Below are 26,813 nucleotides of genomic sequence, written 5' to 3' on the forward strand. Positions count from 1 at the left end.
CGGCCCAACGAAGTCCACTATGGTTATCAGCAGCCAGCCCTGGCAGCGTAGACGAATCCACTAATTCCGCTGTCCGAAATCCCCGCAGCAGCCCAGTCTTGGATGCCGGCTTTGAACGTGTAGGGGTTTTGTGCGGAGCCGTTTCCGGTTCCGCCGGCGGTGAGGACTTGCGCGCCGTAGGGGTCGTAGCTGTAGGAGAAGACGTTGCTGGCGAAGTCAACGATTAGTCCGACGGGGTTGCCAAGGCCGTCCCAGACGTAGATGCCACTGATACCTGTTGAGGTGGTCAGCATGAGCGCTTGCCCTGTAATCGGGTCGCTATACACATGAGCGCCGTTGCCGTTGACGGTGTATGTGGTGACCTCGGGGTTACCCTGGGCATCGTTCTTGCCGTAGCCGATCGAGTAGGTGCGGGTGGGAGTGCTTTCGGTCAGGACGGCTTTCTGGTCGGCGCCCGCGTAGATGTAGGTCGAGGTGACACCGTTGGTGGTGGCGCTGGTCATCTGTTGAAACCCGTTATACGTATAGGCAGCTGTCGGGGTAGCGGTGAGGTTCCCCGCGCCGTCGTAGGTGTACCCGGCGGTGGTGATCTGGTTTGCCGCGTTATACGTCAGCGTTTGCGAGGACGTCGCAGCGCCGGTCACGACTTGGCTGAGCCGGTTACCTCGAGCATCGTAGCTGAAAGTAAAGGTGCTATTGCCTCCAGAACTGCCCGATTGGGCGACCTGGCTGACCCGGCCCGCCGTGTCGTAGGCATACGTCGTGGCCTGGCCAGTGAGGGAGTCCAGAGACCACCGCAGTTTGGAGCGGTCGGTGGCCGTGGCGGTGCCACACGTCGGGGCGGCTGAAGCGGAGTTGTAGCAATAGGTGGTGTCGAAAACGACCGCGATGTTCGGCGCGGCAGCCGTACCCGTGTTCGTCGACGAGGTCAGCCGGGCGACGCGGCCGGAGGGATCATAGCTGGTGATCTGGTGGCCCGCCCAGGAGGAGTTGTTTGGGTTCGTGGACTGCAACCACGTATCGGTGCGCCGTCCTTGAGCATCGGTCGCATACCGAGTGAACTGATACGCCCCCGACTTGGGATACTGAGTGCTCGTGAGCACACCGGACGCATCAAACGTGTTCGTGTAGGTCCCGAACGAATCGGCGGACGTGGCCTCGTTGGAGGCCTTGTCGTAGGTGTACGTCTCGGAACCGCCAGCCGTGTTGGCAGTCGTGAGTTGACGATTGAGCTGGTCGAACGTGTTGGTGATCGTCCCGGTCGGGCTGATACTCCGGGTCAGATTCCCGACCGCGTCGAAGGTATTCGTCACCGTTGCCGAGCCATCCGCCAGAGCAACACTGAGCAGGCGATCATCCTGGTCGTAGCTGTACCGGGTCGTGTTTCCCCGCCCATCGGTCTGGGAGGCGACCCGGCCATACGGGTCATAGGTATACGTTTTCACCCCGAGGCTGGACCCGGTCACCGGGGTGACCGTGGCCAGCTGATGGTTTCCGTTATAGGTGTAGACGGTGTTGTTGCTGCCGTTGCCCGGACCGGTCGCCGTCGCCACGGTGCCGTCCATGTTGGGCGTTACCGCGGCCACCGCACCGGTTGCGTCCGCGCTGGTGAGCGGGTTGCCGGCACCGTTGTAGGTCAGGAGGCTCTGATTCCCGTCGGCATCCGTCGCCGTAGCCGGAAGGTAGGCCGTGTTCGCCGCCGTGTTATACGTCGTCGACGATGATGCTCCCCCCGGGGACTGCACCTTCGTCAGGGAGTTCCCGCCGTTGGCACCATACGTGCCGCTCGTCGTGCCGGCGCCGGGGGCGCCGGTGGCCTCGACCGTCGCCGTCAGGGTGTCCGAGTTGCCGGTATACGTCTTGGACCGCACCCGTCCCATCGGATCGGTCGCCTGCAAGACCAAGTCCTGGGCCGGGTTGATCGAATACGTGGTGTGCGCCCCCGCCCCGACGGCGACCGCCGGGTCCGTGTTCGGTCCCTCGACGAGCGTCTGCGACGTCGACGGGTAGCTCAACCGTGTCGTGGACGTCCCGGGCGACCCGGCCGTCGTGTTCTGCTGGTTGATCGTGGAGACCATGTGCGTCGTCCCGCTGTAGCTGATCGTCGTCACCGCCCCCGACGGGCCAGTAATCCGGGTCAGATCGGTGCCAGTGTACCCAAACGTCGTGATATTCCCAGCCGCATCAACGAAAGACGTCAAGTTCGAACTCGAATCCTTGGTGTAGGTCACCGTACGGGTGTTGTACTGGTTCGCGCTCTGCGTCACCGACAACGACAGCGCACCGGCGTCATAGCTGAGAGTAGCCGTCCGGGCAGCTACCGGGCCGGCCGTGGATACAACAGACGTTGGCACCCCCGACGGGCCGTTGATCGTCGTGGTGTTCCCATTCCGGTCGGCCACCGACGTAGCATTCCCGTTCACATCGAACGTGACGACCTGACGAGTCGTCAGATCCGTCAGCGTGTACGTCGTGCTCACCTTCGCCAGGACCTGCTTGAACCCGGCCGGCGACGTGAACGCTGTCGTGGAGCCCGACACCGGGATGAACTTCCACGTCGCCCCGGCAGGGCCCGTATAGATCACACTCGTCCCCACCAGAGACAGGAAGCCGCGTCGCTTCTTTTGGGGCACGCGGAACTTTCGACGACCATCCGCGCGTATGTGCAGCGCGTCACTGAAACCCCCGACGTTCGTGAGGTCGCCGCCAAGTTCGCGTGGGCCGGCCGAGCGCAGGACTTCCCCGACAACTCGTTGCCCCGCTGCAGGGCTGCTGAGTTTCGCAGTTTGAATACTCGTTGATCCCCACCAAAGTCCACGTTTACTGGATGATAATAGGCGGTGAACCGGGAGAATTCAGTGTTATTTCCGGAGACGAGCAGAAGGCCCGTTCTGAGTGTTTACGCTGGTCGGGCTTTATTTTTCTGTTGCATTGGTGCACCCCCCCGGACTTGAACCGGGAACCCACTGATTAAGAGTCAGTTGCTCTGCCAATTGAGCTAGAGGTGCGTTTTCGGCCGCGAACCAACCCGCGGCAACGTGTAACCCTAACACCATGAAAGGGCTCCCCGCCAATCGAACCGACAAACCGCGCGTGGCGCGCGCCGACGCCCAGCATTACTATTCTTGACAGGGTGACTGAGCCTCGAATTCATTCCCTCGCCGACGACCTCAAACTCGCCCTGGAGCTCGCCGATACAGCCGACGCGATCTCCCGAGCGCGGTTCACCGCTCTCGACCTCGTCGTAACCACTAAACCCGACCGCACCCCGGTGACGGATGCCGACCAGGCCGTCGAGCGGGCCGTCCGCGGCGTGCTCGCCGAACAGCGCCCCGACGACGGCATTCTCGGCGAGGAGTTCGGCACGGTTGGTTCGACGACGCGCCAGTGGATCATCGATCCAATCGACGGCACCGCAGGCTTCATGCGCGGCCTCCCGATCTGGGCCACACTCATTGCCCTCGCCGTGGACGGCGTTCCCGTCGTGGGCGTCGTGAGCGCACCGGCCCTCGGCAAGCGCTGGTGGGCATCCGTCGGAGCCGGCGCCTGGTCGAGCGATGAGCGCACCCCGGGCGCCTCCCCCGAGCGCCTCGCCGTCTCCGGCGTCGACACCCTCGCCGAGGCATCCATCAGCTATGGCAGTCTGCAGCAGTGGGACAGTGCCGGGCACCTCAACGAGCTCGTGGATCTCTCCCGTCAGGTCTGGCGCACCCGAGCCTACGGCGACATGTGGTCGTACATGCTGCTCGCCGAGGGCCACCTCGACATTGCCGGCGAATTCGACCTGCAGCCCTACGACATGGCGGCGCTCGCCCCCATCGTGCAGGAGGCCGGCGGCCGGTTCACCTCGGTCGACGGCCAGCCCGGCCCCTGGCATGGCAGCGCCCTCGCCACCAACGGCCTGTTGCACGACGCGACACTGGCCGTGCTGAACCCGGCATAGCCAGGCATCCGCTTGACGGGACGCCGAGCAGACCACGTGCGGGGTAAACCAACGTGCGGGTTGGACCAATGTGCCGGTCAGACCGTGGCACCCGGATCATCGGGATTCACGACGTTGCGGGCATTCCGCGCGTCGAGGCGTCGCTGACGCCAAGCCCGGGGGTTCAGCAGCAGAATCGGCTGGGGAATGCGCAGCGCGTAGCCGGTCGGAAGAATCCATCCGTAGCGTTTGGCCAGCAGCGACAGGCCGGCGCCACTGAGAATGGCAACCCCGGTGCCAATCGCCACGAAACCGAGCTGACTCAGAATGACCATCTCGGTGCTCGCGAGCAGCGCGCTCGTGGCATAGAGCGTATTGCCGCCGAAAATTGTCGGCACCTTGAGCAACATGATGTCGCGCACCATGCCACCACCGACCGCCGTGATAATGCCGAGCAGAATGGCGGGCAGCCAGCCGAGGCCGGCCTCGAGCGCTTTCTGCGCGCCCACCGCCGACCAGCAACCCACGGCGAGCGCATCGAGGAGCAGCAGCACGCGCCGGGTCCAGCGGCCGTTGAAGGTGACGAAGAAGGCGATGACCCCGCCGAGGATGGCGCAGATCAGGTACGCCGGGTCGATCAGCGCTGCCGGGCTGCCCTGCTGCAGCAGGGTGTCGCGAATCACTCCGCCGCCGAGCCCGCTCATGATCGCGAGCACCACGAAACCGACAATGTCGAGGCGTGCGGTGCGTGCTGCGACCCCGCCGAGAATGGCATTGGCGAGTACACCGGCCAGGTCCACAAAGCGGATTACCTCAAACAGCGTCTCCGACTCAGTGTTCACTTGCCCCATTCTCTCTTATATCTGCGCTGAGACTGGCGCATCTACAGTTAAGGCATGAGAATCAACGCTTTTTCCGACGTCTGTCTGCGGGTCGTCATGCTGCTGTGTGCGGCGCCGGAGAGCATGACATTCACATCGAGAGTGGTCGCCGCCGAGGTGGGCACGCCCTACAACCACGTGAGCAAGGCGCTGTTGCGGCTACGGCAGCTCGGCCTGGTTGAGGCCATTCGAGGGCGGAGCGGCGGCGTGCGCATCAGCGCGCTCGGTCGCGAGGCCACTGTCGGGGCGCTCCTGCGCCAACTCGACACGCGCACCGACCTCGCCGCCTGCGACACGCTTAGTGGTCCGTGCCCGTTGCTCAGCGGATGCGGCCTCCGCGGCGCCCTGCGCCGAGCCCGGGAATCCTTCTACCGCGAGCTGGATGACCTGGTCATCTCCACTCTCCCGCACGGAAAACCGGATGGACCGGTGCTCGCCCCGCTGGGTTTGGTGCGGTAGGACTAAAGTCCCTAATTTCTACGACTTGTAGAAATTATCCGCGTAATTGGTATTTCAAATGCTACTTTTGCTGAAGGCCCCCACAACCGGGTGTCGGTTATGCAGAAGGAGTATTCATGCTTTCGCCCCAGTCCCTCCCCCTCATCGAAGCCACCCTGCCGCTGGTCGGCGAGCGGATGCCCGAGATCGCGAAGAACTTCTATCACCGCATGCTCACCGCCCACCCCGAACTGTTTGACGGGTTGTTCAGCCGTTCCAACCAGAAGAACGGCACGCAGCAGCAGGCCCTCGCCGGCAGTATCGCCATGTTCGCCGCGCACCTCGTGCAGAACCCCGACAGCGCCCCCGAAATCATGCTCGGTCGCATCGCGCACAAGCACGTCTCGCTCGGCATCGTTCCTGAGCAGTACGACATCGTCTACAAGTACCTGTTCGAGGCCATCGCCGATGAGCTGAGCGACGTCATCACCGCCGATATCGCCGCCGCCTGGACCGACGTGTACTGGCTCATGGCGCACGCCCTGATCAAGCTCGAAAACCACCTCTACGCCGGTCTCGCGAGCGACAAGCCGCTCGCCCCGTGGACAGTCATCGCCAAGGAGAAGGCCGGTATCGACGCCTTCACCTTCACCCTCGTGCCCGCCGATGACACCCCTGTTTCTGCCTCCCGCGCCGGCCAGTACGTTGGCGTGACCGTCACGATGCCCGACGGTATTCATCAGGTTCGCCAGTATTCGCTGTCGTCCGGCACGGGCACCGACACCCGCGTCTTCACGACGAGGCTCGACGCTGACGGCGAGGTCTCCCCCGCGCTGCACCGCGACGTGCAGGTCGGCGACCAGCTCATTCTGTCGAACCCCTGCGGCGACGTCACCCTCGCCGAGGGCGATGGACCACTCGTGCTCGCCTCGGCCGGCATCGGCTGCACCCCGAGCGCGTCGATTCTGCGCTCCCTCGCCGAGTCGAATTCCACGCGTGAGGTGCTCGTGCTGCACGCTGAGAGCACTCTCGAGCGCTGGGCGTTGCGCGACCAGATGCGCGAGGACGTCGCCGAACTCGAGGCGGCCGAGCTCGAACTGTGGTTGGAAACGCCGTCATCCGGCAAGGGAATCCACGACGGATTCATGTCACTTGACAACGTGACCATTCCTGACGACGCGTCGGTCTATCTCTGCGGCCCGCTGCCGTTCATGCGCTCGATCCGCTCGCAGGCGCTCGCCTCCGGGGTGCCGGCCGACCGCATCCACTACGAGGTATTCGGCCCCGACCTGTGGCTCGCGAACGCCTGACGCGCAACGCGCAACGCGCAACGCGCAACGCGCAACGCGCAACGCGCAACGATTCAGCCTGGCCCGGGTACGCCCGCGCTAGGCTGAATCGTGGACTCTAACGGTGGTGTTGAGATGGAACGCAAGTTTGACGTCGACGAGCTGACACTGTTGCCGCGGTTGAACGACTTACCCGGCGTGCAGGCCGTCGCGGAGCCGGTGACACACGACCTCGAGGCCGTCTATTTCGACACGAGCAACCTCGTTCTTGGCAGCGCAAAGATCACCCTGCGCCGACGCACCGGCGGCGACGATGCCGGGTGGCACCTGAAACTGCCAATCGATGTCGGTCATCGCCGCGAAATTCACGCCCCGCGCGGCGTGCACAAGCAGGGCGAAGCGGATGCCGTACCCGAGTCGCTCGCGCAGCTCGTGCGGGTCTACGTACGCGACGCACCACTCGTTCCCGTCGCACGTCTGCATACCACCCGGGTGGTGCACGCCCTGATCGGTGCGGGAGGCGAAACCCTCGCCGTGCTCTGCGACGACCGAGTGCAGGCCGAACGGCTCATTCACGAACCGGCTTCCGTGGCCTGGCGCGAATGGGAGATCGAGCTCGTCGACGGACCGGAGGACCTGCTCGACGCGGGGCAATCTGTGCTCGCGAGCGCCGGCATCCTCGTGTCACAGCACGCCTCGAAACTGGCGCGCGCCCTCGGCGACCGGTTCCCGGCAGCCCCCACGGCGAACCGGCATCGCCCAACCCCGGGTGGCCCGGCCGGGAACGTGCTGCTGGCCAGCCTGAGCGACCAGATCAACGTCATTCGCCGAGAGGACCTGCAGATTCGCCAGCACACGGCCGGCTCCGTGCACGCCATGCGCGTCGCCACCCGCCGGATGCGCTCGGTGCTGGCCACCTATCGTTCCCTCGTCGACCCGACCGTCGTGCACCACCTCCGCACCGAACTCGGCTGGCTCGCCGCCGTGCTCGGTGGCTCCCGCGACGAGGAGGTACTGCAGCGGCGCCTCGCTGGTCTGCTCGACCGCGAGCCCCCGGCTCTGCTGCTCGGCCCCATTCGCGAACGCCTCGAAACCCGCTCCGAAACGAATGCCGACACCGCCGAGCACACGCTTCTGACAGCCCTCGACAGCTACCGCTACTTTCGACTGCTTGACGCCCTGGATACCCTCGTCGCTTCGCCGTCATTCACTCCCGTAGCAGGTCAGGATGCCCGCGTGCTTGTTCCCGCGCTGGTCATGAAGGAGTGGACGAAGCTGCGCCGGGCGGTTCGCCAGGCCAGAACAACCGTGCCGGGGCCGGAGCGCGACGCGGCCCTTCACACGACCCGCAAGCGCGCAAAGCGGCTGCGGTACGCCGCCGAGACGGCGCATCCGATCAGCCACAAGCGATCTGCCCGAGTGACGCGTTTCGCCCAGAAACTGCAGACCATTCTCGGCGACCAGCACGACAGTGTCATCGCTCGCGAGCGCTTGCGTCGCCGGGGCGCGGTCGACGCCTACCTGCACGGTGAAAACACGTTCAGCTACGGCCGCCTGCACGCCCTGGAGCAGCAGAAAGCCGAACGAGCGGAATCGAAATTCTGGAAGTCTTGGAACCGCCGCCCCTGACCAAGCACCGGGGTGATGTTTGACTCCGGCTGGGTGCGGGGAGCAAGCTGCGGCTCGCCCGCCACGACTGGCTCAGCGTCATCAACGGCCTGTTCGAGCTCGACCATCTACTCGTCGACGGCCGGGTTTTTGCGCATCAGCGCTATGACAAGGCACAGCACTTTGCTCGAATCCGACGACGTCAGACGCCTGTTCCCCATCATCACCGAGGCCGAACGCCTCATTGCCGACCCGATCGTGCGCAACCACGGCACCATCGGCGGCTCGCTCTGCCCGGTCGTTTTCGTCTCCGGGCAGCAACACCTCGTCCGCTTCAACGCGGTGTTACGCGCCGTGTTTGACGGTCGGCTCGACCCGGCGCGACGCCGCGGCGATCCGAACGCTCCCCCGGCCATCGGCTCCGAAACCCGAGCCGAAGCCTTTATGTTCTCCCCGCACCGCACCCGGCTGAACCGCCAACTCGCCCTGCGCGACCCCGACCCGGCGCTCGCGCAGACGGCCGCCATTCGCGGTGACCCGTCGGCATCCGCTCGGCACGGTTTCACCACGCCTCGACCATTTATCGCGACGCCACACACGACCCGCAGACCACCCACCAGAGGACACCCTGATGCAACTCGACAGCACCTTCACCGTTATCGCCCCCGTCGCCACGGTGTGGACATCCCGATGGACGTCGAACGCGTCGCCTTCTACGTGCCGGGCGCACAGATTCTGAACAAGCTCTCCGACGACAACTATCAGGTGGACATGAAGGTCAAGCTCGGCCCGCTGACCATGCAGTACTGTGGCCGGATGACTGTCGACGAGCGCGACACCGAGGTGCACCGCGCCGTGATCTCCGGCAAGGCGCAAGAAACCCCAGGGCAAGGCACCACCCAGGCAATGGTCACACTCGTGCTGGTCGAAACCGACGGCGTGACCCAGGGCACCGCTCCACACCGGCCGCGGCGCCGACCCTCGACGCAATGAGCCTGGTCAAGGGCGTCATCGCCGACCAGCTGAGTGACCCGGTGAACCTTCTGGGCCTGCTGGCCACGGTAGCCTTCATCGCATACCGAATCGGTCGACGCGCGTCTGGCCGCTGACCAAACGCGACGACGACAGAAGGGACACCGACATGCGTGAAATTCTGGATACCCTCTTTACCGGCTGGCAGAACGGCGCCACGGCGGGCCTGGCCACGGTCGTGCGCACCTTCCAGTCCGCGCCAAGCCCGGCCGGCACCTCCATGCTGGTCAGCGCCGACGGCACCGTGGCCGGCTCGGTCTCGGGCGGCTGCGTCGAGGGCGCCGTCTACGAACTGGCTACCCAGGTTGCCGAGGACGGCGTGCCGGTGCTGGTGCGCTACGGCATCAGCGACGACGATGCGTTCGCCGTTGGGCTCACCTGCGGTGGCATTCTTGACGTCTTCATCGAACCCGTCTCCCGCGATACCTTTGCCCTGCTCGAGGGGGTGCACGACGACGTGGCCGCCGGCCGCCCGGTGGGCGTAGCCACGATCATCGAACATGCGGATGCCAGCTGGCTCGGCCGACACCTCGTGGTGCGGCCGCACGGATTCGAGGGTGACCTCGGATCGGACCGCGCCAACAGCGCCATCGGCGACGACACCCAGGGCTTGCTCGCAGCCGGTCGCAACACGACCCTGACCTACGGTCCCGACGGCGAGCGGCGCGGCGAAGGCATGCGGGTGTTCTTCGCGAGCTACGCGCCACGGCCACGCCTGCTCGTCTTCGGTGCGATCGATTTCGCCACCGCCCTGGCCCGGCTCGGCACCTTTCTGGGCTACCGCGTCACGGTCTGCGACGCCCGCGGCGTGTTCGCGACCGCCGCCCGGTTTCCCGGCGTCGACGAGGTCGTCGTGAGCTGGCCCGACCGCTACCTGCGCGAACAGATCGCCGGCGGGCTCATCGGCCCCCGCACGGTCATCTGTGTGCTCACCCATGACCCGAAATTCGACGTTCCCCTGCTCGAAGCCGCCCTGCACGGCCCGCCCGTGGCCTACATCGGCGCAATGGGGTCGCGTCGCACCCACCTCGACCGGCTGGAGCGGCTGCGCGAAGTCGGTGTGACCGACGCGGAGCTGGCCCGGCTGCGCAGCCCGATCGGCCTCGACCTCGGCTCGCGTACGCCCGAAGAGACCGCGGTTTCGATCGCCGCCGAGATCATCTCGCTGCAGTGGGGCGGCAGCGGCGAGCCGCTGCACACCCGCGTCGACGCCATCCACCACGACGACCTCGTCGACCCCGACCCGCCGCCGGCCCCCAACGGCCAGAAGTTGATCGAGGCATGAGCATTCTTGACTCCGTCACGTCTGTTCTGCTCGTGCACGCGCACCCCGACGACGAGACCATCAGCACCGGCGGCCTCATCGCGTATCTCGCGAGCCGCAGCATCCGGGTCAGCCTGGTCACTGCCACCCGAGGTGAGCGTGGAGAAGTCGTCGCCGGGCCACTCTCAGCGCTCGCCGGCAGCCCGGCCCTGGCCGAGGAGCGCGAAGGCGAACTCGAACGCGCCGCCGCGACCCTCGGGGTCAAGGCGGGCTTCTGGCTGGGCGAAACTCCGGCCCGTGCGCCCGGACTCCCCCCGCGCCGCTACCGCGACTCCGGCATGGAGTGGATCCGCCCTGGTCTGGCCGGCCCGGCACCCGATTCTGAAACGGATGCCCTCGCCCGGGCGCCGCTGGCCGAAGTCACCAACGACCTCGTGGCCGTTCTCCAGCACGTGCAACCAAACCTCGTCATCAGCTACGACGCCGCCGGCGGCTACGGGCATCCCGACCATGTTCGTGTGCACGACGCCGCGCTCGCTGCCAGCCGCACGCTCACGATTCCCTACGCAGAGATTCTCGATACCCCCACAGCGGATGCGGAATGGTTCGACCTCAAGGCCCAGCGCGATACCGTCGTGACGGCCCTGCGCTGCCACGCCAGCCAACTCAGTGTCGACGGCGAGTTCATCGTGCACTCCGGCGGCCAGCGCGACCGAATCCGCACTGCGATCGGCATTCGCCTCTGCTGACCCGCCCCTTCCGTTCACATCTATGTGGTCGCAGGCCCTCCGCACGATCAGGCGGTGACGGTGACGGTGACTTCGTGCCGCTGTGCCGGGCTGACCCCGGTCCAGGCACGAGCGGCAATGGCTGTCGCCATCACTCCGATCACGGCCAGCACGAGGGCCGTCGGTGCCAGGCCGAGCAGGGCACCGAGCACACCGGCCAGGGGGTAGGTCAGGGCGAAGCAGGCGTGGGACAGCGAGAACTGCACGGCGAAGACGGCGGGCCGGTTCGTCTCGTCGGAGCAGCGGCGCAACAACCGGGCCGACGGCGTCAGGATCAGCGCTGTAGCAGCGCCGAGCACGAACCAGATCACGAGCAGAGCCGACCAGGTCATGGCCGTCGCCGGCATGACAACAACAAGGGCCAGGGCTCCAAGCCCGACCGGCAGCACAACACAACCGAGCAGCATGACGCGACGGTCGGCACAGCGGTCCAGCAGCCTCGGCAGCGCGAGCGCGACGAGCATCGAACCGAATCCGTAGCAGGCCAGGGCGATCGCGAAGTCGGACTGGGCGCGACCGAAGTGGCTCTGCACCAGCACGACGGTGTTGACGATGACCATGCCGGTCGACGAGGCGACGACCATGTTCATAGCGAGCAGGGCGCGCAGTTCCGGCGTGTGCCAGAAGACGCGGGCGCCGCGGGTGAGGCGTTCCAGAAAGGGCGTCGGACCGGATGCCCGGTGTGCTGGCAGTGTGGCCGAGAGCACGAGCACGGCTGAGCCCACGAACCCGACCACGGTTCCCACGAACAGGGAGTGATAGCTGACCACGGTCAATAGCGCGGCGGCCAGAATCGGGCTCAGCAGCGACTCGAGGTCGTAGGCCAATCGGGACAGCGACAGGGCTCGTGTGTAGTCGCTCTCCTGAGGCAGCACGTCCGGGATGAGGGCCTGGAATGCCGGGGTGAACGTGGCCGAGGCCGCCTGCAGCACGAAGATGAGCAGGTAGATCTGCCACGCCTCGGTAACAAACGGCAGGGAGAGTGCGACGATCGCGCGCAGAACGTCCGCTGAGACCATCAACGTCTTGCGCGGCACGTGCACGGTCAGCGCTGAGACCACCGGAGCTATGCCGACATAGGCGAGCATCTTGATGGTCAGCGCGATGCCGAGCACGATGCCGGCATGGAGGCCGGCGAGGTCGAACGCGAGCAGGCCCAGGGCCACGGTAAGCATTCCGGTGCCGATGAGCGCCACGATCTGGGCGCTGAACAGCCGGCGATAAGTTCTATTGCGCAGTACCTCAAGCACGAGGGTCTTCTTCCGTGGCGGTCCTGACCTGCGCGAGCGGATGCCGGTGATGCGCCGGGATACCCTCAAGAGCATGTTCGGCCTGGAAGATCGCATCAGCGACCAACTGGCGGGCATGCTCATTGGCGAGGCGGTAGAACACGCGCGTGCCCTCGCGGCGGGTTGTCACAATGCGGCCGAGGCGCAGCTTCGCGAGGTGCTGGGAGACGGCCGCCTGAGACTTGTTGGCCGCAGCGGCGAGCTCGTTCACCGACAACTCCGTATCGCGCAGGGCAAGAATGATGCGGATGCGCGTGGCATCGGCGAGCATCGCGAAGACCTCGACGGCCAGCTCGACGTAATCTCCGGCTGGGTCAAGTGTGCCAGAATTCGTATCTGCATTCATACGCATATTATTGCACATGCTGTCAGTCGACCAGACAACTCTGGCCGCCCACTTGGGCGGCCAGAGTTATCTGCGGATGCTCAATAACGTCAAACAAAACAGCGTGTGACAGAACCGATGGTGGAGATGCGGGGAATTGAACCCCGGTCCACTGCTGTGGTCATATGCCTTCTACGGGTGTATCCAGTGAAATCGCTTTCTCGGCCCCGGAATTTGCCACTGGCATCTACTCCGACAGGCCCAGCCTTCGTTAAAGTCCCTCTACACCCCGTGGCTCAATGTAGAAGCAATCTCTCTAAATGGCGTCAGGATCCGGGTAGAGAGCATTCCCGGTCTGGCGGACTTCTTTAGTGCTTTCGCTTAGGCAGCGAGAGCGAAGTCAGTGCGCTTTGAATTGGCACTTATTGTTTTGCAGAGATCGTTTACGAGATAACCCTGCATCCTCGACCCGCTTCTCACAATTGCGCAAACAATGTCGAAACCGATCATCCCCATACACAGTGCAAGCCGCGGGGCCTGCGCTGGGTTCGTGTCACACGCTGTTGAGTTACCAAACTGCACCTTTCGGTGCAGCCCTCAATTCTACTACAGAACTACCGTCAACGGAAAAATAATTACCTAATCGCCGAGGTGTCGCTGTGCCGACATCGCGCGGTCCGATTCGCGCTTGTCGGTGCGTTCCCGCAGCGTCTGGCGCTTGTCGTACTCTTTCTTACCCTTGGCGACGGCGATTTCTACCTTGGCCCGACCGTCGGCGAAGTAGATGCGCAGCGGAATGAGCGTGTAGCCGCCCTCTTTGGTCTTGTGGCTGATCTTCACGATCTCCTTCTTGTGCAGAAGGAGTTTGCGCTTGCGACGTGGGGGGTGGTTGGTCCAGGACCCGCCGGAATACTCCGGAATATGCACCGCGTCGAGCCAGGCCTCGCCACCCTCGATGAAGGCGTAGCCGTCGACCAGGGTGGCACGCCCGGCGCGCAACGACTTGACCTCGGTGCCGCTCAAGACCATCCCGGCCTCGTAGGTGTCACTGATGAGGTAGTCATGTCGGGCCTTGCGATTGGTCGCCACGACCTTTTCGCCACGTTCCCTGGGCATGTACCTCACCTCAATTCGTTTCTTCAAGCGGATGTCGCCCTCGAGCAGGCAGGGTGCCTGCTCAGCAGCCCACCAGTCTAGCGGCACCGGGCAACCTGAGGGCGCGGGCCGCCCCCCGGCATCCGCTTGTATTAGACCTTGAGGTAGCGGGTGATCGCGAAGTTGGCCGAGAATGCGGCCAGCACCGCACCGACCACGAGCAGAATCGGCACCACGACAAGCGCATCGTCCATGCCGACCAGGGCGAAGCCGGTGAGCCTCGCGCCGAGATACCCCTGCACGAAGAAATACACGAGCGCCACGATCGCACCGCCGGCCAGCAAAGAACCGAGCAGAGCCGCGAACACGCCCTCCAGAATGAACGGCGTCTGAATGAACCGGTTACTCGCGCCCACCAAGCGCATAATTCCCAGTTCCCGGCGTCTGGAGAACGCTGACAAGCGAATGGTCGTGGCAATGAGCAGCGCCGCCGCAATCAGCATCAACCCGGCAATACCAATGGCCGTGTAACTGGCGACATTCAGCACGGAGAAGATCTGATCGAGGTATTTTCGCTGGTCAGCGACATTCTCGACACCGGCGATTCCCGACAGACTCTCCACGAGCACCGCGGACTGGGACGGGTCTTTCAGGTTGACCCAGAACGTTTGATTGAGCTGGTCGGCCGTGACATAGTCGGCGACCGGGTTGCCGGCGAACTGCTTCTTGAAGTTATCGAAGGCTTGCTCGTGCGTCTCGAAATAGTAGTTGTCGATGAACGGCGCGAGGGTCGGCGATGTGAGCTGAGCCTCGACCGCGGCGATCTGCTCCGGCGAGGCGTCGCCGCCGGTGCAGGTTTCACCCGGGGAGATATCGGAGCACATGTAGATACCGACCTGCGCTTTGTCGTACCAGAAGTTCTTCATCTGGCCGATCTGCATCTGCATGAGAATGGCCGCACCGACGAAGGTCAGCGAGATGAAGGTCACGAGCACGACGGAGACGACCATCGAGGCGTTGCGCCGCAGACCGTTCGCGGCTTCGGAGAGCACCAGACCGAGCCTCATCGGGTCGGCCCCACGTTTTGCTCGCCCGTCTGGTCGGGTTTCTCCCCCGGCGCCCGCAGGCCGAGTTTCTCGGCGAGCGTGAGCTGCTCCGGGGCATCGTTCGAGGTGACCGGCAGCACGGGGCGTGCCATCGGCGGCACCGGTGTGGCTGGGGCGTCCTCAGCCGCGGCATCCTCGACCAGCGGGACGTCGACCGGGGCTGGCGCAGCGGCATCCGGCGTGGAAACCGGTGCAGCCGCCGCGGCGACCGCAGCGACCGCAGCCTGATGCAACGACACGGAGGTCTCGGGAACCGGGGCCGACGGGTGCGTCAGTGCTGGTTCAGGTGCAGCGGCGAGCCGGGCATACACCGACGCGACGGGCGTTGGGTCGCTGGCGGGGGCATCCGCTGACGCGGCGGGAAGGATGGTCGGGATGGAGGCCGTGGCGTACCCACCCTGGCGCTCGTCACGTACGATCTCGCCGTTGACGAGCTCGATCACGCGACGCTGCATCTGGTCGACGATGCCGGCCTCGTGGGTGGCCATGATCACGGTGGTACCGCCGGCGTTGATGCTCGCAAGCAGCGACATGATCTCGGCGCTCGTGGTGGGGTCGAGGTTTCCGGTGGGCTCGTCGGCCAGCAGAATCTGGGGCTTGTTCACGATGGCGCGGGCGATGGCAACGCGCTGCTGCTCACCACCAGAGAGTTCGTGCGGCAGGCGCTGCGCCTTCTCGTCCAGGCCGACCATCTTCAGGGTGTCGGGCACTGCTTCTTGAATGAAGCCGCGACTCTTGCCGATCACCTGCAGGCTGAACGCGACGTTGTCGAACACGGTCTTGTTCGGCAACAGGCGAAAGTCCTGAAAGACGACGCCCATGTTGCGGCGAAAATAGGGCACCTTGCGGTTGGAGATCGACCGCAGGTCCTGGCCGAGCACGTGAATGCTGCCGCTGGTCGGCTTCTCCTCCTTGAGCACGAGCCGCAAGCAGCTCGATTTTCCCGATCCGGAGGCGCCGACCAGAAAGACGAATTCACCTCGCAAAATCTCGACGTCGATCGAGTTCAGTGCCGGCCGAGTGGTGCCGGGATACTTCTTGGTTATGTGATCAAAACGGATCATAGCTCTTAGAGCCTAGGCATCCGCAGGCGTTTTCCCTACAGCGACATGCCTCGCAGGCGGCAAGCGTCAGCACGGCTCTAGTCTTCGGGTGCCTTCTTGCGCCAGCGGATACCGGCCGAAATGAATCCGTCCAGGTCACCGTCAAAGACGTTGCCGGGGTTGTTCACCTCGTACTCGGTGCGCAGGTCCTTGACCATTTGGTACGGCGCGAGCACGTAGCTGCGCATCTGGTCGCCCCAGCTCGCGGTGATGTTGCCGGCAAGTTCTTTCTTGGTCGCGGCCTCCTTCTCACGTTCGAGCACCAACAGTCGTGACTGCAGCACCCGCATGGCGGCGGCACGGTTCTGGATCTGACTTTTTTCGTTCTGACAGCTCACCACGGTGCCGGTGGGCAGGTGGGTGATGCGCACAGCGGAGTCCGTCGTGTTGACCGACTGGCCACCGGGGCCGCTCGAGCGGAACACGTCGACGCGAATGTCACCGTCGGGCACCTCGATCGATTCGGTCTGCTCGATCAGCGGCACGACCTCAACTGCAGCGAACGAGGTCTGACGTTTTCCGGCCGAGTTGAACGGGCTCATGCGCACCAGGCGGTGGGTACCGGCTTCAACGCTGAGGGTGCCGAAGGCGTAGGCGGCGTCAACCTCGAACGTCGCGCTCTTGATGCCGGCCTCTTCGGCGTAACTGATGTCGAGTACGCTCGTGCGCCAGTTGTGCTGCTCGGCATAGCGCAGATACATGCGCAGGAGCATCTCGGCAAAGTCAGCGGCATCCACTCCCCCGGCGCCGGCGCGAATGGTGATGACTGCGTTACGCTCGTCGAATTCGCCGTTGAGTAGCGTCTGCACCTCGAGTTCACCGAGCAATTTCTGCAGACTCGCCAGTTCGACGCCGGCCTCATCGGCCAGTTCCTGGTCACCCTGGCCGTCGTTGGCCAGATCCACGAGCATCTCCAGGTCATCGAGCCGCGTCGCGATGCTCTCAATGCGCGCCAGTTGCGACTGGCGGTGACTGAGGTCGCTCGTCACCTTCTGCGCGTGCTCGGTGTCGTCCCACAAATTGGGCATGCCAGCCTCGCCGTTGAGGTCGTCGATGTCCGCGCGCAGTCGATCTATGTCGATCACCGAGCGGATGTCGCCAAACGTGGTCCGCAGCGCGGCGATCTGTACTGAGAAATCCAAGTCAATCATGTTCTGTTCAGCCTACCGGGCTGGCGTAGCATCGATTCTGATGAGCAATGCCCCGCGCCCCCTCAATCTGCGATCGATCGCCCTGACGGCGTTTCTGCCCACCCTGCTGTTTTCCGTCGGCGAGGGCGCGATCATTCCACTGATTCCGCTGGTCGCCAATGACCTGGGCGCCACACTGGCCATCGCCGGGGTGATTGCCGCCATGATCATGCTCGGTGAACTCGTCGGCGACATTCCCAGCGGCTGGGTCGTAGCCCGCATCGGTGAACGCAACTCGATGATCTGGGCATCCGTCGTCACCATCGGCGCGGTGGTCATCTGCCTCGTGGCTCCCGATCCGTTCGCTCTTGGTATCGGCATCTTTCTGGTTGGCATCGCCACGGCCGTGTTCGCCCTCGCCCGGCACGCCTTCATGACGAGCTACGTGCCGCTGGTCTACCGGGCACGCGCCCTGTCGACGCTCGGCGGAGTGTTTCGAGCCGGCTGGTTTGTGGGCCCGTTTCTGTCCGCCGCGCTCATACACCTCACCGGCAGCACCCAGGCGGCGTTCTGGGTGTTCATCGCGTGCTGCGTTCTCGCGGTCACGATGCTGCTGATCCTGCCCGATCCCACCCGCGACCTCGCTGCGCCGGGTGCTGGGCCAACGCGCATCGTTCCGGGACGCTCCGTGGCTGAGTCGGCGGCATCCGCTTCACCGACAGTGGCAGCAGGCAACACTGCACTAACGGATGCCGCTGCGCCCGTCACCGCGCAGGGTCTGTTTCCGACCATCCGCACCCACCACGGCGTGCTCGCGCGGCTCGGCACCGGTGCCGCCCTCGTGGGCGCGATGCGGGCCAGCCGTACCGTCATGCTGCCCCTCTGGGCGGTCAGCATCGGGGTCAGCGCGCCCGACACGGCCCTGATCATCGGTATCGCGGGCGGTATCGACTTCGTCTTGTTCTACGTCAGCGGTCAGATCATGGATCGATTCGGTCGCATCTGGAGCGCGGTACCCTCGATGATCGGCCTCGGCCTCGGGCACGTCGCCCTCGCGTTCACCCACGACCTGCCAAGCAACGTGGGCTGGTTCATCGGCGTCGCGATGTTCCTCGCCCTCGCCAACGGCATCGGCAGCGGCCTGCTCATGACGCTCGGTGCCGACCTCGCGCCACAGCGATCTCCGGCACCGTTCCTCGGGGCCTGGCGGTTCACCGCTGACTTCGGCAGCGCCGCAGCACCGCTCGCCGTAGCCGGCATCACCGCGCTCACCTCGCTGTCGATCGCGAGCGGCACCATGGGGGTGTTCGGCTTGTTCGGCGCCGTGCTGTTGCGCCGCTACATACCCCAGTTCGCCCCGCATCGGCCTCGGAATCTGCTCTAGCCGGCAACGGCCATGCGGCCGAAATGGAATGTTCACGGCGGCCACGACGTTGGCTCCAGTGTGCCCCTCATCGGAGAATACGAACCAAGCGGCGCCCAATGGGTGCGCGACCAGGTCGACCTGTACGAGAGGTCCGGCGGTATCGAGGGAACGACGCTGCGTGGCATGCCTGTCATCGTCCTGACGACCGTTGGTGTGAAGTCCGGCAAGCTGCGCAAGGCGCCGCTCATGCGCGTCGAGCACGACGGTCGGTATGCCGCCGTTGCCTCGCTCGGCGGCAGCCCCAAGAACCCGGTCTGGTACGCGAATGTCGTGGCGCACCCCGAGGTCGAGCTGCAGGACGGCACACAGAAGTGGGACATGCGCGCCCGCGAGGTCACCGGCAACGAAAAGGCCGCCTGGTGGGAGCGCGCCGTGAGGGCGTTTCCCGATTACGCCGCGTACCAGGTCAAGACTGACCGTGAGATTCCTGTCTTCGTGCTCGAACCGCTCGCCTGAGGGTGGCGAGGGCAAACACCCGTAAAGCGTTCATCGAACGCCTCACCCTGCGCAACCTCGCCGACAACGATGGGGCACTTCTACGCTCCGGCGACGCTGCGTTCGATGCACATCAACGGCTCGAAGCGCGATTCGTGAACCTGCGCAACGCCACGCTGGCCGGCGTTCTCATCCGCAACTGCATCATCGAAGAGCTCGACCTCGGCAGCGCCACCGTGCCGCGACTCGAACTGCACGACTGCCGCATCGTCACGCTCGATGCCGGCGGGGCCAAGCTCAAAGACGTCACCCTGTGCGGGGGCGAGGTCTCGGCCGTCCATGGGTTCGATGGACTGCGCGGTGCCACGATCGACGACGCCCAGTTGAGTCTGCTGGCGACGCTGCTCGCCGCCCACCTCGGCCTGCGCGTCGAGTGGGCCGAGCACCGTTCGGTGAGCGGATGCCCAGCTCCGGCGGAGCAGATTCGCCCGGCCTACGAAATCGCAGTTGCGGTCAGCTCGAGGTCGGACGTCGGCCGGTCGCGCTGCGTCGCGATCGCCGCCCCGGCCGCGACGCACACGACGACGATGGCACTCTGCTGCAGCAGGGTGAATGTCTCGCCGAGCACGAGGGCGCCGAAACCGGCCGCGATCACGGGGCCGAAGCTCGTGATGATCGCATACAGGCGCGGGCTGATCCGACGCAAAATGTAGGTGTCGAGCGTGTAGGGAAAGGCCGAGGAGACCACGCCGACGAGCAGGAGCAGCCCGACGACGCCCCAAGTGAAGACCGACAGATTGAGGGTGAACAGCGCGATCGGAACGACGATCACGAGACTGACCAGGCTCGCAATCGAAATGCCCTCGAGGCCGGCGAATTCAGTCGCTACTCGGCGGGTCAGCAGAATGTAGCAGAACCACGAGGCGGCCGCGGTGAGCGCGAGCACGATGCCGAGCACGTCGAGCGTGCCGTCCGACCAGGTCAGCAGAAACACTCCCCCGGCGGCGGCAGCGGCACACACGAAGTCCAGGATACGGCGGCTGGTGACCAGGGCGAGGGCGAACGGTCCGAGAAATTCGATGGTCGCCGCGATACCGAGTCCGAGCATGCTGACGGCTTGGTAGAAACTGAGGTTCATGACGGCGAGCACGACGCCGAGGGCCAGTGGCGGCCAGTTTCGGCTCCAGCTCAGGTTTTTCAGCGTGGGCCGGGCCAGCGGCAACACGACAATGACCATGACGATCTGGCGGGCCGCGACGACGGCGGGCGAACCGACGACCGGAATGAGCAGTCCCGCCAGTGACGACCCGAAATTGATGCTGACCTCGGTGGCAAGCTGAGCTCCCGCACCGCTCAGTTGGTCCCGCCTGGTACGCACACTGCTCCTGTCGGCGCCGTCAGGGCACCTACCGACAGTACCGCTCGCGGCATCCGCTCTTGAACTGCGTGCGTGGGTGACCGCCTACAGCTGCAGCGGAACGAACTGGTATTCGCTCGTCAGATGCTCGTGCTGGCAGGCGCCGCAGTACAACACGCCGGACACGCGCATGGCGTCGACGCGTGAGGAACACTGGATCACCTTGGGGCCACAGCACGGTGAGATCACCATGTAGCCTCCCGATTCGGCCGGATCGTGACCGCTCAATCCGCGATCGTGATGCACGCCCTCGCAGGGCAACAGCGAGTCAAAGTCGAGCTGCTCCACAATCTGTTCGTCGAGTAATGCATCCATGATTTCACAGCCGATCTCGGGTGGTTCAGCCGCCATACTGGGCCACGTCACCCGGCGGCGACCAGCCCGGATGAACGACGACCCAAGATCGCCGGCACTACCAACCGGGACCAGGGCTGGCACGGTGTCGACTGCGGTACAAAAAGCGTTTAGCCCCCGAGGAGGTAGGAGGCTTCCCTGTCGACTACGTGTCTGTAAAGCGTACGCTTCTATTCTTCAATTTCCAGTTCGAGTTTGTACGGCTCTTATGGGCGGCAACAAAATTCGAAAATATTTCTGAGGTTCAATTCATACTTAACTGAGATTTTCTCTCTTGTAGGATGGTTTGGGCTATAATTGTGGGTGAAAGAGGCACCGCCGCCATGATCCTCACCGCCCCGCCCGCCGCCGCCAGCTCCACCCCGGATCCTGTGTTCTCCCGGGTCGTGGTGATAACTCAGGCCGGTGCGATTCTGGCCTCCGCGTTGGACGGGGTGCGGTTTGGTCACCTCGACGACACCGAGGCCATCGCGGTGATGACGACCCTCGAAGGGCTGGGGCACACGGTGGACGGGACGCAAGGTGGACGGGACGCAGGGTGGATGGGGCCAGACTCCGAGCCACCACCGACATCGGTGCCCGCGCCGACACCGACCTCGGCGCCCTCACCCCCGAAACCACTGGACTACCCGGAGCGGGCATCCGCTTCGCCCCCGACCTACTGTGCGCCCAAGCCCTGCAAATGGCAGGCCCGACTCGACCCCGACGGCACCGCCCCGAACGAGGAGGTCGTCGAGGCGACAAGCACGTTGACGTTCGGACTGCTGCGGAACGGGCTCTACCCGCTGCGCGCCGACGTCACCCTCGAACTGCGCGGCATCATGGACACCCTCTTCGACACCCACCTCTCCGCCCGCTCCTCTGCGACCCCACCCAAACCTGGCGCCCCACCCACACCTGGCGACCCCACCCACACCTGGCGCCCCACCCACACTTGGCGACCCCACCCACACCTGGCGCCCCACCCACACCTGGCGACCCGCCCACACCCACCGCGCCAACAGCCCCAGCCCAAAACCCCACTGGCGCACCTGGAACGCCTGATCCGCCTGAATTCGTGATTTGCCGTGATTCAGTTGCTGTGTGCGACCAGCGCTAGTGAAACACCGCCCGGGATACCACGGTCACCTCGAGCGGCACACCGTCTGGAACAACGAGGGTCAGCACGGGTGGGCGCCACCACGAGCGCAGCGTCACCGACGCGCTCTGACCGTCAGCGGATGCCACGCTCGTCACAGTGAGCGCCTCGAACGATCCGTGCGGAACGAGGCGCAGGTACTCGTTCACCGCCGCCGTTACATCGTCCGAACGCAATTGCGGCCGCGGCCCCACCACGCCGAGCTGCACGGCACCGAGGGTGAACGCCTCGGACCCGGCGAGCGACGCCCCATCGGCGAGGCTCAGCAGCCGCTTGTGTTCGAGGTAGAGCGACGTCGCCGACAGGGCCACGAGCACCAGACTCAGGGCCAGAAAGCCATAGAAAATAATGAGCAGCAGGGTGGACCCGTCCTCGTTCGACGCGGTTGGCAGGCGTCTGCTCATCCGAGCCCTCCAAACCGGGACACGATCTGCGTCGACGCCGCCGTCATCGGCACACGTACACTCTGGTTCAGTGCGAGCAGGTCGGGAACCAGCGGCAGTGCAATGTCGATGTGCACCGTGACCGTCACGAGCCCCCGGCGGGTCAGACAACGACTCGCACGACCAGCACACTCGATCTGTACCTCGGCATCGCCCGGGTCGAGACCGTAATCCTCAAGCGCGAACGCGACCGCTCGGCGTGCACGCACCGTCGCCGTGACCTCATCCGGGGACTGCGCGTACACCCGGGCCGCCTGCCGCGCGGCACCCTCCACGGCGAGCGCACCACCCTGCAGGGCCGACAGCGCGAGCACCAAATAGACGAGGGGAACCAGCAGAATCATGCCCGCCGTGATGAACTCGAGCGACGCTGAGCCCGCCTCCCGTCCCCGCAGCATGGCGCGAACGATTCCGCTAATCGAGCGATTCGACCGCAGCATGAGCCACCACCTCCAACCCGCGCGGAGCACCGAGCAATCCCATCAGCGGTAGCGGGGCGATCACTCGCACTTCGACGGTGGGAAACCCAGCACTCGCGCCGTACTGCGCCACGACATTCGTTGCATACGTCGCTCCAATGGCCGTCGTGATCAGATCCCGCGTGCGTTGGGCCCCCGCGGGCAGGCTGCTGTCGGCGAGCGTGGCATAGCGAGCGCCCTCGGCAGCGGCGTCGAGCACGGTGTTGCGAATGTGAAGCGCGAGGGCCAATTGCATGACCATGAGCGTCAGAAAAGTCAGCAATGATGCCACCATGACAAATTCGGCCACGGCGGAACCCGCCTCGTCCCTGAGCCGGTCGAGGTGTCGCCTCCGCTTGCCGAGCTCGTTCATGCGACCCGGTCAGAAACTGCTGACGCGGTCCATGGCCTGTTGGAACACCCCGCTGAGGGCGGGGCCGGCGAGTCCCCAAATGATCAGGACCAAACCAGCCGTCATGAGCGTGATCAGCACCCAGCCGGGCACGTCACCCGTTTCGTCTCGAACCAGACTGTGGAGGCGGAGCATGAATCGGTTCATGGCATTCTCTTTTCTCGTGAGCGTGGACGGTGCAGGGGCAGTGCAGAAAAGCAGGTAGAGCGGAACGTCAAAACCCGGCCTGAAGCACAACGAGCCCGGGGAAGACAGCAAACAGTACGGTCATCGGAAGAATCAAAAAGACGAGCGGGAAGGACCACGCAATACGATGTAGTAATGAGAACCGCGATCTACTGCCGAATTTCCCTGGATTCCGCGGGAGAGGGGCTCGGGGTCGAGCGACAGCGCCAGGACTGTATTGTCAAAGCAGCTGAACGTGGCTGGGATGTGGCTGATATCTATGTCGACAACGACGTCAGCGCAACGTCCAAGAAACCGCGACCGCAATTCCAGAGAATGCTAGCGGATGTGCGCGCGGGCGCAGTCGGGGCGATCGTCGCGTACTCGGTGGATCGTTTGACACGTCAGCCTATGGAACTCGAAGGTTTCATCCTCATGGCGGATTCAATCAAGCTCGAGCTCGCGACCGTAACCGGTGAGATTGATCTGTCGACCCCCGTAGGCCGCTTGATGGCTCGGACGCTCGGGACAATGGCTCGGTACGAAGTTGACGCCATGAGCACGAGGCTCAAGCGCAAATTCCTGCAGAAGGCCCAAGCCGGCGAGCCGCACGGATATGCGCCCTACGGATATGCCCGAACCGAAGGTGCGGCGGGCGTAGGCCGTGACGATATTCATCCGGAGCACGGGGCCGTCGTTCGAGAAGCAGCCGAACGGATCCTGGCCCTGGAGTCGTTGCGATCCGTCGTCACGGATTTCAATGCCCGCGGGATCCATGGGCCGAAAGCTCCACTCTGGAACTCAACGATCCTGCGGCAGATCTTGCTCCGCCCAACAAACGCCGGCCTCCGTCAGTATCAAGGCCGCATCATCGGTCCGTCGACCACCGAACCGCTTTACGATCAGGCCACCTACGAACGGCTGGTCGCCCTGTTGAAAGACCCGGCGCGCCGGTCAAACCATGTCGGCCCGGGGTTCAAATACCTATTGTCCGGTCTCGCGCTCTGCGGGTTGTGCGGCGGAGTGATGCGCCGGCAGATCGGCAGGACCGTCGTCAGCAAGAAGACCGGTGCGACCAAACGACAGCCGCCGGCGTACAACTGCTCGATCTGCTACAAGGTGAGGAGGCATCAGATGGCCGTGGATGCCTCCATCGTCAACCTCATCGTTGGGCGACTCGGGATGCCGGATGCTGTCGATCTGTTCGCGACCAGCGACAGCGGCGTGGCCGAAGAGGCCCAGTCAGCAATCGACGCCGTCAACGCCAAGGACCTCGTGGTCAGCCAGATGTTCATGGCCGGAGAGATCACACGGGAGCAGCTACGGAGCATGACGGCAGCCAGCGGCGATGCTAGAACGAAAGCTCAGCGGTCGCTCGATGCGGCGCGGCCGTCAACGCCTCTTGCGTATCTGGCCGGTGGCGACGTTCGACAAAAATGGGATGCGCTGGACATGAGCGCACAGCGCGATGTGGTGGCCCGACTGCTGACTGTCGTGATCCTGTCCGCAGGAAGTGGCACCCGATATAGCGAAGAGGATCTCGTCGTTGTCTGGAACGACTAGACAGTCTCCAGAGCCCGGTAGGCCGTAGAGCGGCCGCACCCCAGCTCGGCAGCGATCGCCGAGACTGCTGCGCCTCGGGCAAACATGATCTTCGCCAGTTCGATCTGTGCAGCGGTCAGCGCCTTCGGCCGGCCACCGATGCGACCACGGGCTCGGGCAGCGGCGAGACCGGCGCGGGTCCGCTCGACGGTGATCTCCCGCTCCATCGATGCCAGACCTGCCAGAAGTGTCAAAAGTAGGCGGCCTGCGGGAGTGGTCGTATCTACGCTCTCCGTCAGGGAACGGAAGCCGACGCCCTTCTCCCCTAAGTCCTGAATCAGGGCGAGCACATGCAGGGTTGACCTACCTAATCTGTCTAGGCGGTGCACCTGCAGGACATCTCCATCACGGAGGTAGGCAAGTGCCGCGTCGAGTCCCGGCCGAGAGGTCTTCGTGCCGGAGACCCCCTGGTCCTGAAAAATCTTCTCCGCCCCGGCGTCGTTCAAAGCCAAAAGCTGCCCGTCGAGGTTCTGGTCCTCGGTGGATACGCGTGCGTAGCCGATTATCGACATGTTGCCTTCCCAAATACGCCAACTCGAGCTTCCGGGAATGGAAAGCTACTGGGACGACTTCTGGGAGGACCATGCGCGGCGCGTCCGATTTTTCGCCTCACATCCCAGTACCGGTCGTTTTTGAGGCACACCGCGCATGTACTCTCCATGACCGCACACCGCGCAAAAGAACTCAGCGTCTTCAAGATCACGACATCCGCCGCCGCCGAGGTGCTGATGTACATCCGGAACAACACCACCGGGGGCAGCGCCGCCAGCGTCGCGGTTGGATGTCCATATGAACCGGTGTCAGGGGTGAGCTTCGAGCTTGGGGAGACCGGAAGGCTCAACTTCCTCGACGGCCGCGGCCACACAACCGCCGGCCTTGTCACCAACGTCGAGCAGGTCTACGACCTAGAATTCGAGCCGCTCCCCTGATGGACGACGTCCTCGGCCCAAGCCAGGTTGACCTCAGCTCCCCGCGCGGCTACCAGTACGTTGGAATCACCGAGCTCGAGATCATGAAGGTGCGTGTCCACCGCGATGGCACGATCACGGGCGGTGTCCAGCGTGCACGCGCCATAGGGCCACAAGCAAAGCATGTCGGCCACATCCTCCCGCTCCTCCTGTTCGAGATAGTGGTCGGCGAGGTCGGCTGGCTGCGGTTCAAACCGCGGCGGCCATGGGTGAGCGAGGAGCTCACCGCGGTGACGCTCGCACCGATCCTCTGGATCGATGCTCAACCGCTCCCCTACTAGCGATCCGCGCATGTGGTACGTATGCAAAAACAACGCATCCTGACGTTCAGCAACCGCCCCGCGTTCAACGGAGTGATGGGCGGCGACTGGCACACGCTCGTATATGAGGTGGAGGATCGCCTGGCGCTGACGGCGGCCGCCGACCCAGGCTTCTACGAGGTGACTGGCGCAGAGCACACGGCAGTTATCGCAATCGGGCCAGGCCGCGCACCGACGGTAACCGTCATCGAGGAACACGGTGACCCAGTCGACGTCTTTTGGTCGCGGCTCCCCGTGTACCACCTCAGGTTGAGGGTTAGTGAGCGCGGTTGGCTGATCTCGCGCATGAGGAACCCAGCCGGCGGTCTAGTCGCTCTCGACCTCGGGGTGGTCGAACGGATTGTCGAGGTCGCGATGTGGGACCCGCTACACCGATGGAGGCGGTGAACTCACTGCCCGCGCATG

30 protein-coding genes, 1 tRNA gene and 1 other RNA gene are annotated in these 26,813 nt (G+C 64.6%); 14 read left to right on the forward strand and 18 right to left on the reverse strand.

Going from position 1 to position 26,813, the window contains the following annotated elements; all coding sequences use genetic code 11:
* Positions 1-26 precede the first annotated feature (26 nt).
* Positions 27-2,585, reverse strand: a complete 2,559-nt coding sequence (locus IWX77_RS10590; RefSeq protein ID WP_196844483.1) for a beta strand repeat-containing protein — start codon at positions 2,583-2,585, stop codon at positions 27-29.
* A 347-nt stretch (positions 2,586-2,932) separates the two neighbouring features.
* A tRNA-Lys gene (locus tag IWX77_RS10595) sits at positions 2,933-3,008 on the reverse strand.
* A 125-nt stretch (positions 3,009-3,133) separates the two neighbouring features.
* On the opposite strand from IWX77_RS10595, the gene IWX77_RS10600 reads away from it, so the two are divergent.
* Positions 3,134-3,943 (forward strand): inositol monophosphatase family protein, encoded by an 810-nt coding sequence (locus IWX77_RS10600; protein WP_196844484.1) that lies wholly within the window; start codon positions 3,134-3,136, stop codon positions 3,941-3,943.
* A gap of 77 nt (positions 3,944-4,020) precedes the next feature.
* Here IWX77_RS10600 and IWX77_RS10605 read toward each other — a convergent pair whose 3' ends face one another.
* Positions 4,021-4,764, reverse strand: a complete 744-nt coding sequence (locus tag IWX77_RS10605; RefSeq protein WP_297412880.1) for a trimeric intracellular cation channel family protein — start codon at positions 4,762-4,764, stop codon at positions 4,021-4,023.
* Positions 4,765-4,818: 54 nt separating this feature from the next.
* On the opposite strand from IWX77_RS10605, the gene IWX77_RS10610 reads away from it, so the two are divergent.
* The 6 genes from IWX77_RS10610 (at position 4,819) to IWX77_RS10640 (ending at position 11,183) form a co-directional block, all read left to right on the forward strand.
* Entirely contained in the window at positions 4,819-5,262 is a 444-nt protein-coding gene (locus tag IWX77_RS10610; protein WP_196844486.1) for an RrF2 family transcriptional regulator, read from the forward strand.
* 116 nt (positions 5,263-5,378) lie between these two features.
* Positions 5,379-6,551 carry a globin domain-containing protein gene (locus IWX77_RS10615; RefSeq protein WP_196844487.1) on the forward strand — a complete coding sequence of 391 codons (1,173 nt, stop codon included), beginning with the start codon at positions 5,379-5,381 and terminating at the stop codon, positions 6,549-6,551.
* Between the two features lie 90 nt (positions 6,552-6,641).
* Positions 6,642-8,159: a CYTH and CHAD domain-containing protein gene (locus IWX77_RS10620; RefSeq protein ID WP_196844488.1), complete on the forward strand. Its 1,518-nt coding sequence runs from the start codon at positions 6,642-6,644 to the stop codon at positions 8,157-8,159.
* A 144-nt stretch (positions 8,160-8,303) separates the two neighbouring features.
* Complete coding sequence (locus IWX77_RS17160; protein WP_327012164.1) at positions 8,304-9,131, forward strand: hypothetical protein; 828 nt, start codon at positions 8,304-8,306, stop codon at positions 9,129-9,131.
* 148 nt (positions 9,132-9,279) lie between these two features.
* Positions 9,280-10,455 carry an XdhC family protein gene (locus tag IWX77_RS10635; RefSeq protein WP_196844489.1) on the forward strand — a complete coding sequence of 392 codons (1,176 nt, stop codon included), beginning with the start codon at positions 9,280-9,282 and terminating at the stop codon, positions 10,453-10,455.
* On the forward strand, positions 10,452-11,183 hold the full coding sequence (locus tag IWX77_RS10640) for a PIG-L deacetylase family protein (protein ID WP_196844490.1): 732 nt from the start codon (positions 10,452-10,454) through the stop codon (positions 11,181-11,183). The genes IWX77_RS10635 and IWX77_RS10640 overlap by 4 nt, the downstream gene beginning before the upstream one ends.
* A gap of 47 nt (positions 11,184-11,230) precedes the next feature.
* Here IWX77_RS10640 and IWX77_RS10645 read toward each other — a convergent pair whose 3' ends face one another.
* From IWX77_RS10645 to prfB, 7 genes are all read right to left on the reverse strand, one after another.
* On the reverse strand, positions 11,231-12,472 hold the full coding sequence (locus tag IWX77_RS10645) for an MFS transporter (RefSeq protein WP_196844491.1): 1,242 nt from the start codon (positions 12,470-12,472) through the stop codon (positions 11,231-11,233).
* Positions 12,465-12,857 carry an ArsR/SmtB family transcription factor gene (locus IWX77_RS10650; RefSeq protein WP_196844492.1) on the reverse strand — a complete coding sequence of 131 codons (393 nt, stop codon included), beginning with the start codon at positions 12,855-12,857 and terminating at the stop codon, positions 12,465-12,467. Before IWX77_RS10650 ends, IWX77_RS10645 begins: the two co-directional genes overlap by 8 nt.
* Positions 12,858-12,975: 118 nt before the next feature.
* Positions 12,976-13,350: a transfer-messenger RNA gene (gene ssrA, locus IWX77_RS10655) on the reverse strand.
* Positions 13,351-13,475: 125 nt separating this feature from the next.
* Positions 13,476-13,952: an SsrA-binding protein SmpB gene (gene smpB / locus IWX77_RS10660; protein ID WP_092108491.1), complete on the reverse strand. Its 477-nt coding sequence runs from the start codon at positions 13,950-13,952 to the stop codon at positions 13,476-13,478.
* Positions 13,953-14,083: 131 nt separating this feature from the next.
* On the reverse strand, positions 14,084-14,998 hold the full coding sequence (ftsX, locus tag IWX77_RS10665) for a permease-like cell division protein FtsX (protein WP_196844493.1): 915 nt from the start codon (positions 14,996-14,998) through the stop codon (positions 14,084-14,086).
* Entirely contained in the window at positions 14,995-16,101 is a 1,107-nt protein-coding gene (gene ftsE / locus IWX77_RS10670; protein ID WP_196844494.1) for a cell division ATP-binding protein FtsE, read from the reverse strand. Before ftsE ends, ftsX begins: the two co-directional genes overlap by 4 nt.
* Positions 16,102-16,178: 77 nt before the next feature.
* On the reverse strand, positions 16,179-17,291 hold the full coding sequence (prfB, locus tag IWX77_RS10675; RefSeq protein ID WP_196844495.1) for a peptide chain release factor 2: 1,113 nt from the start codon (positions 17,289-17,291) through the stop codon (positions 16,179-16,181).
* Between the two features lie 40 nt (positions 17,292-17,331).
* Here prfB and IWX77_RS10680 point away from each other — a divergent pair, with 40 nt between their 5' ends.
* Together IWX77_RS10680 and IWX77_RS10685 are read left to right on the forward strand one after the other, a co-directional pair.
* Positions 17,332-18,654 (forward strand): MFS transporter, encoded by a 1,323-nt coding sequence (locus tag IWX77_RS10680; RefSeq protein WP_196844496.1) that lies wholly within the window; start codon positions 17,332-17,334, stop codon positions 18,652-18,654.
* Positions 18,655-18,714: 60 nt separating this feature from the next.
* A complete protein-coding gene (locus IWX77_RS10685; protein WP_196844497.1) occupies positions 18,715-19,152 on the forward strand; it encodes a nitroreductase family deazaflavin-dependent oxidoreductase in 438 nt (145 codons plus the stop codon).
* A gap of 80 nt (positions 19,153-19,232) precedes the next feature.
* Here IWX77_RS10685 and IWX77_RS10690 read toward each other — a convergent pair whose 3' ends face one another.
* The 3 genes from IWX77_RS10690 to IWX77_RS10700 all read right to left on the reverse strand — a co-directional run bounded on the left by IWX77_RS10690 (position 19,233) and on the right by IWX77_RS10700 (position 20,899).
* Positions 19,233-19,577: a hypothetical protein gene (locus tag IWX77_RS10690; protein WP_196844498.1), complete on the reverse strand. Its 345-nt coding sequence runs from the start codon at positions 19,575-19,577 to the stop codon at positions 19,233-19,235.
* Between the two features lie 47 nt (positions 19,578-19,624).
* Positions 19,625-20,509: an EamA family transporter gene (locus IWX77_RS10695; protein WP_196844499.1), complete on the reverse strand. Its 885-nt coding sequence runs from the start codon at positions 20,507-20,509 to the stop codon at positions 19,625-19,627.
* Between the two features lie 84 nt (positions 20,510-20,593).
* Entirely contained in the window at positions 20,594-20,899 is a 306-nt protein-coding gene (locus IWX77_RS10700) for a hypothetical protein (RefSeq protein ID WP_196844500.1), read from the reverse strand.
* Positions 20,900-21,201: 302 nt separating this feature from the next.
* Between IWX77_RS10700 and IWX77_RS10705 the strand changes: the two genes are divergently transcribed.
* Positions 21,202-21,963, forward strand: a complete 762-nt coding sequence (locus IWX77_RS10705; protein ID WP_196844501.1) for a hypothetical protein — start codon at positions 21,202-21,204, stop codon at positions 21,961-21,963.
* 34 nt (positions 21,964-21,997) lie between these two features.
* Here IWX77_RS10705 and IWX77_RS10710 read toward each other — a convergent pair whose 3' ends face one another.
* From IWX77_RS10710 to IWX77_RS10725, 4 genes are read right to left on the reverse strand one after another with little or no spacing between them, the layout of a single operon-like run.
* A complete protein-coding gene (locus IWX77_RS10710) occupies positions 21,998-22,444 on the reverse strand; it encodes a pilus assembly protein TadG-related protein (RefSeq protein WP_196844502.1) in 447 nt (148 codons plus the stop codon).
* Positions 22,441-22,923, reverse strand: coding sequence for a hypothetical protein (locus IWX77_RS10715; RefSeq protein WP_297414084.1), 483 nt, complete (start codon positions 22,921-22,923; stop codon positions 22,441-22,443). The genes IWX77_RS10710 and IWX77_RS10715 overlap by 4 nt, the downstream gene beginning before the upstream one ends.
* Positions 22,898-23,314, reverse strand: coding sequence for a TadE family protein (locus IWX77_RS10720; protein ID WP_196844503.1), 417 nt, complete (start codon positions 23,312-23,314; stop codon positions 22,898-22,900). Before IWX77_RS10720 ends, IWX77_RS10715 begins: the two co-directional genes overlap by 26 nt.
* A gap of 9 nt (positions 23,315-23,323) precedes the next feature.
* Positions 23,324-23,500 carry a hypothetical protein gene (locus IWX77_RS10725; protein WP_196844504.1) on the reverse strand — a complete coding sequence of 59 codons (177 nt, stop codon included), beginning with the start codon at positions 23,498-23,500 and terminating at the stop codon, positions 23,324-23,326.
* A 174-nt stretch (positions 23,501-23,674) separates the two neighbouring features.
* Between IWX77_RS10725 and IWX77_RS10730 the strand changes: the two genes are divergently transcribed.
* The gene (locus IWX77_RS10730; RefSeq protein ID WP_196844505.1) at positions 23,675-25,081 is read left to right on the forward strand and encodes a recombinase family protein; all 1,407 of its coding nucleotides are present in this window, start codon (positions 23,675-23,677) and stop codon (positions 25,079-25,081) included.
* On the opposite strand, the gene IWX77_RS10735 is transcribed toward IWX77_RS10730, so the two are convergent.
* On the reverse strand, positions 25,078-25,632 hold the full coding sequence (locus IWX77_RS10735; protein WP_196844506.1) for a recombinase family protein: 555 nt from the start codon (positions 25,630-25,632) through the stop codon (positions 25,078-25,080). The genes IWX77_RS10730 and IWX77_RS10735 overlap by 4 nt on opposite strands.
* A 147-nt stretch (positions 25,633-25,779) precedes the next feature.
* Between IWX77_RS10735 and IWX77_RS10740 the strand changes: the two genes are divergently transcribed.
* Genes IWX77_RS10740 through IWX77_RS10750 form a run of 3 tightly spaced genes read left to right on the forward strand, consistent with a single transcriptional unit; the run spans position 25,780 to position 26,795 of the window.
* Positions 25,780-26,049: a hypothetical protein gene (locus IWX77_RS10740; RefSeq protein ID WP_196844507.1), complete on the forward strand. Its 270-nt coding sequence runs from the start codon at positions 25,780-25,782 to the stop codon at positions 26,047-26,049.
* On the forward strand, positions 26,049-26,369 hold the full coding sequence (locus tag IWX77_RS10745; protein WP_196844508.1) for a hypothetical protein: 321 nt from the start codon (positions 26,049-26,051) through the stop codon (positions 26,367-26,369). Before IWX77_RS10740 ends, IWX77_RS10745 begins: the two co-directional genes overlap by 1 nt.
* Positions 26,370-26,390: 21 nt before the next feature.
* Entirely contained in the window at positions 26,391-26,795 is a 405-nt protein-coding gene (locus tag IWX77_RS10750) for a hypothetical protein (RefSeq protein WP_196844509.1), read from the forward strand.
* The last annotated feature ends 18 nt before the right edge of the window (positions 26,796-26,813 follow it).

The sequence above is a fragment of the Cryobacterium sp. CAN_C2 genome (genome assembly GCF_015751745.1).
Lineage (GTDB): Bacteria > Actinomycetota > Actinomycetes > Actinomycetales > Microbacteriaceae > Cryobacterium.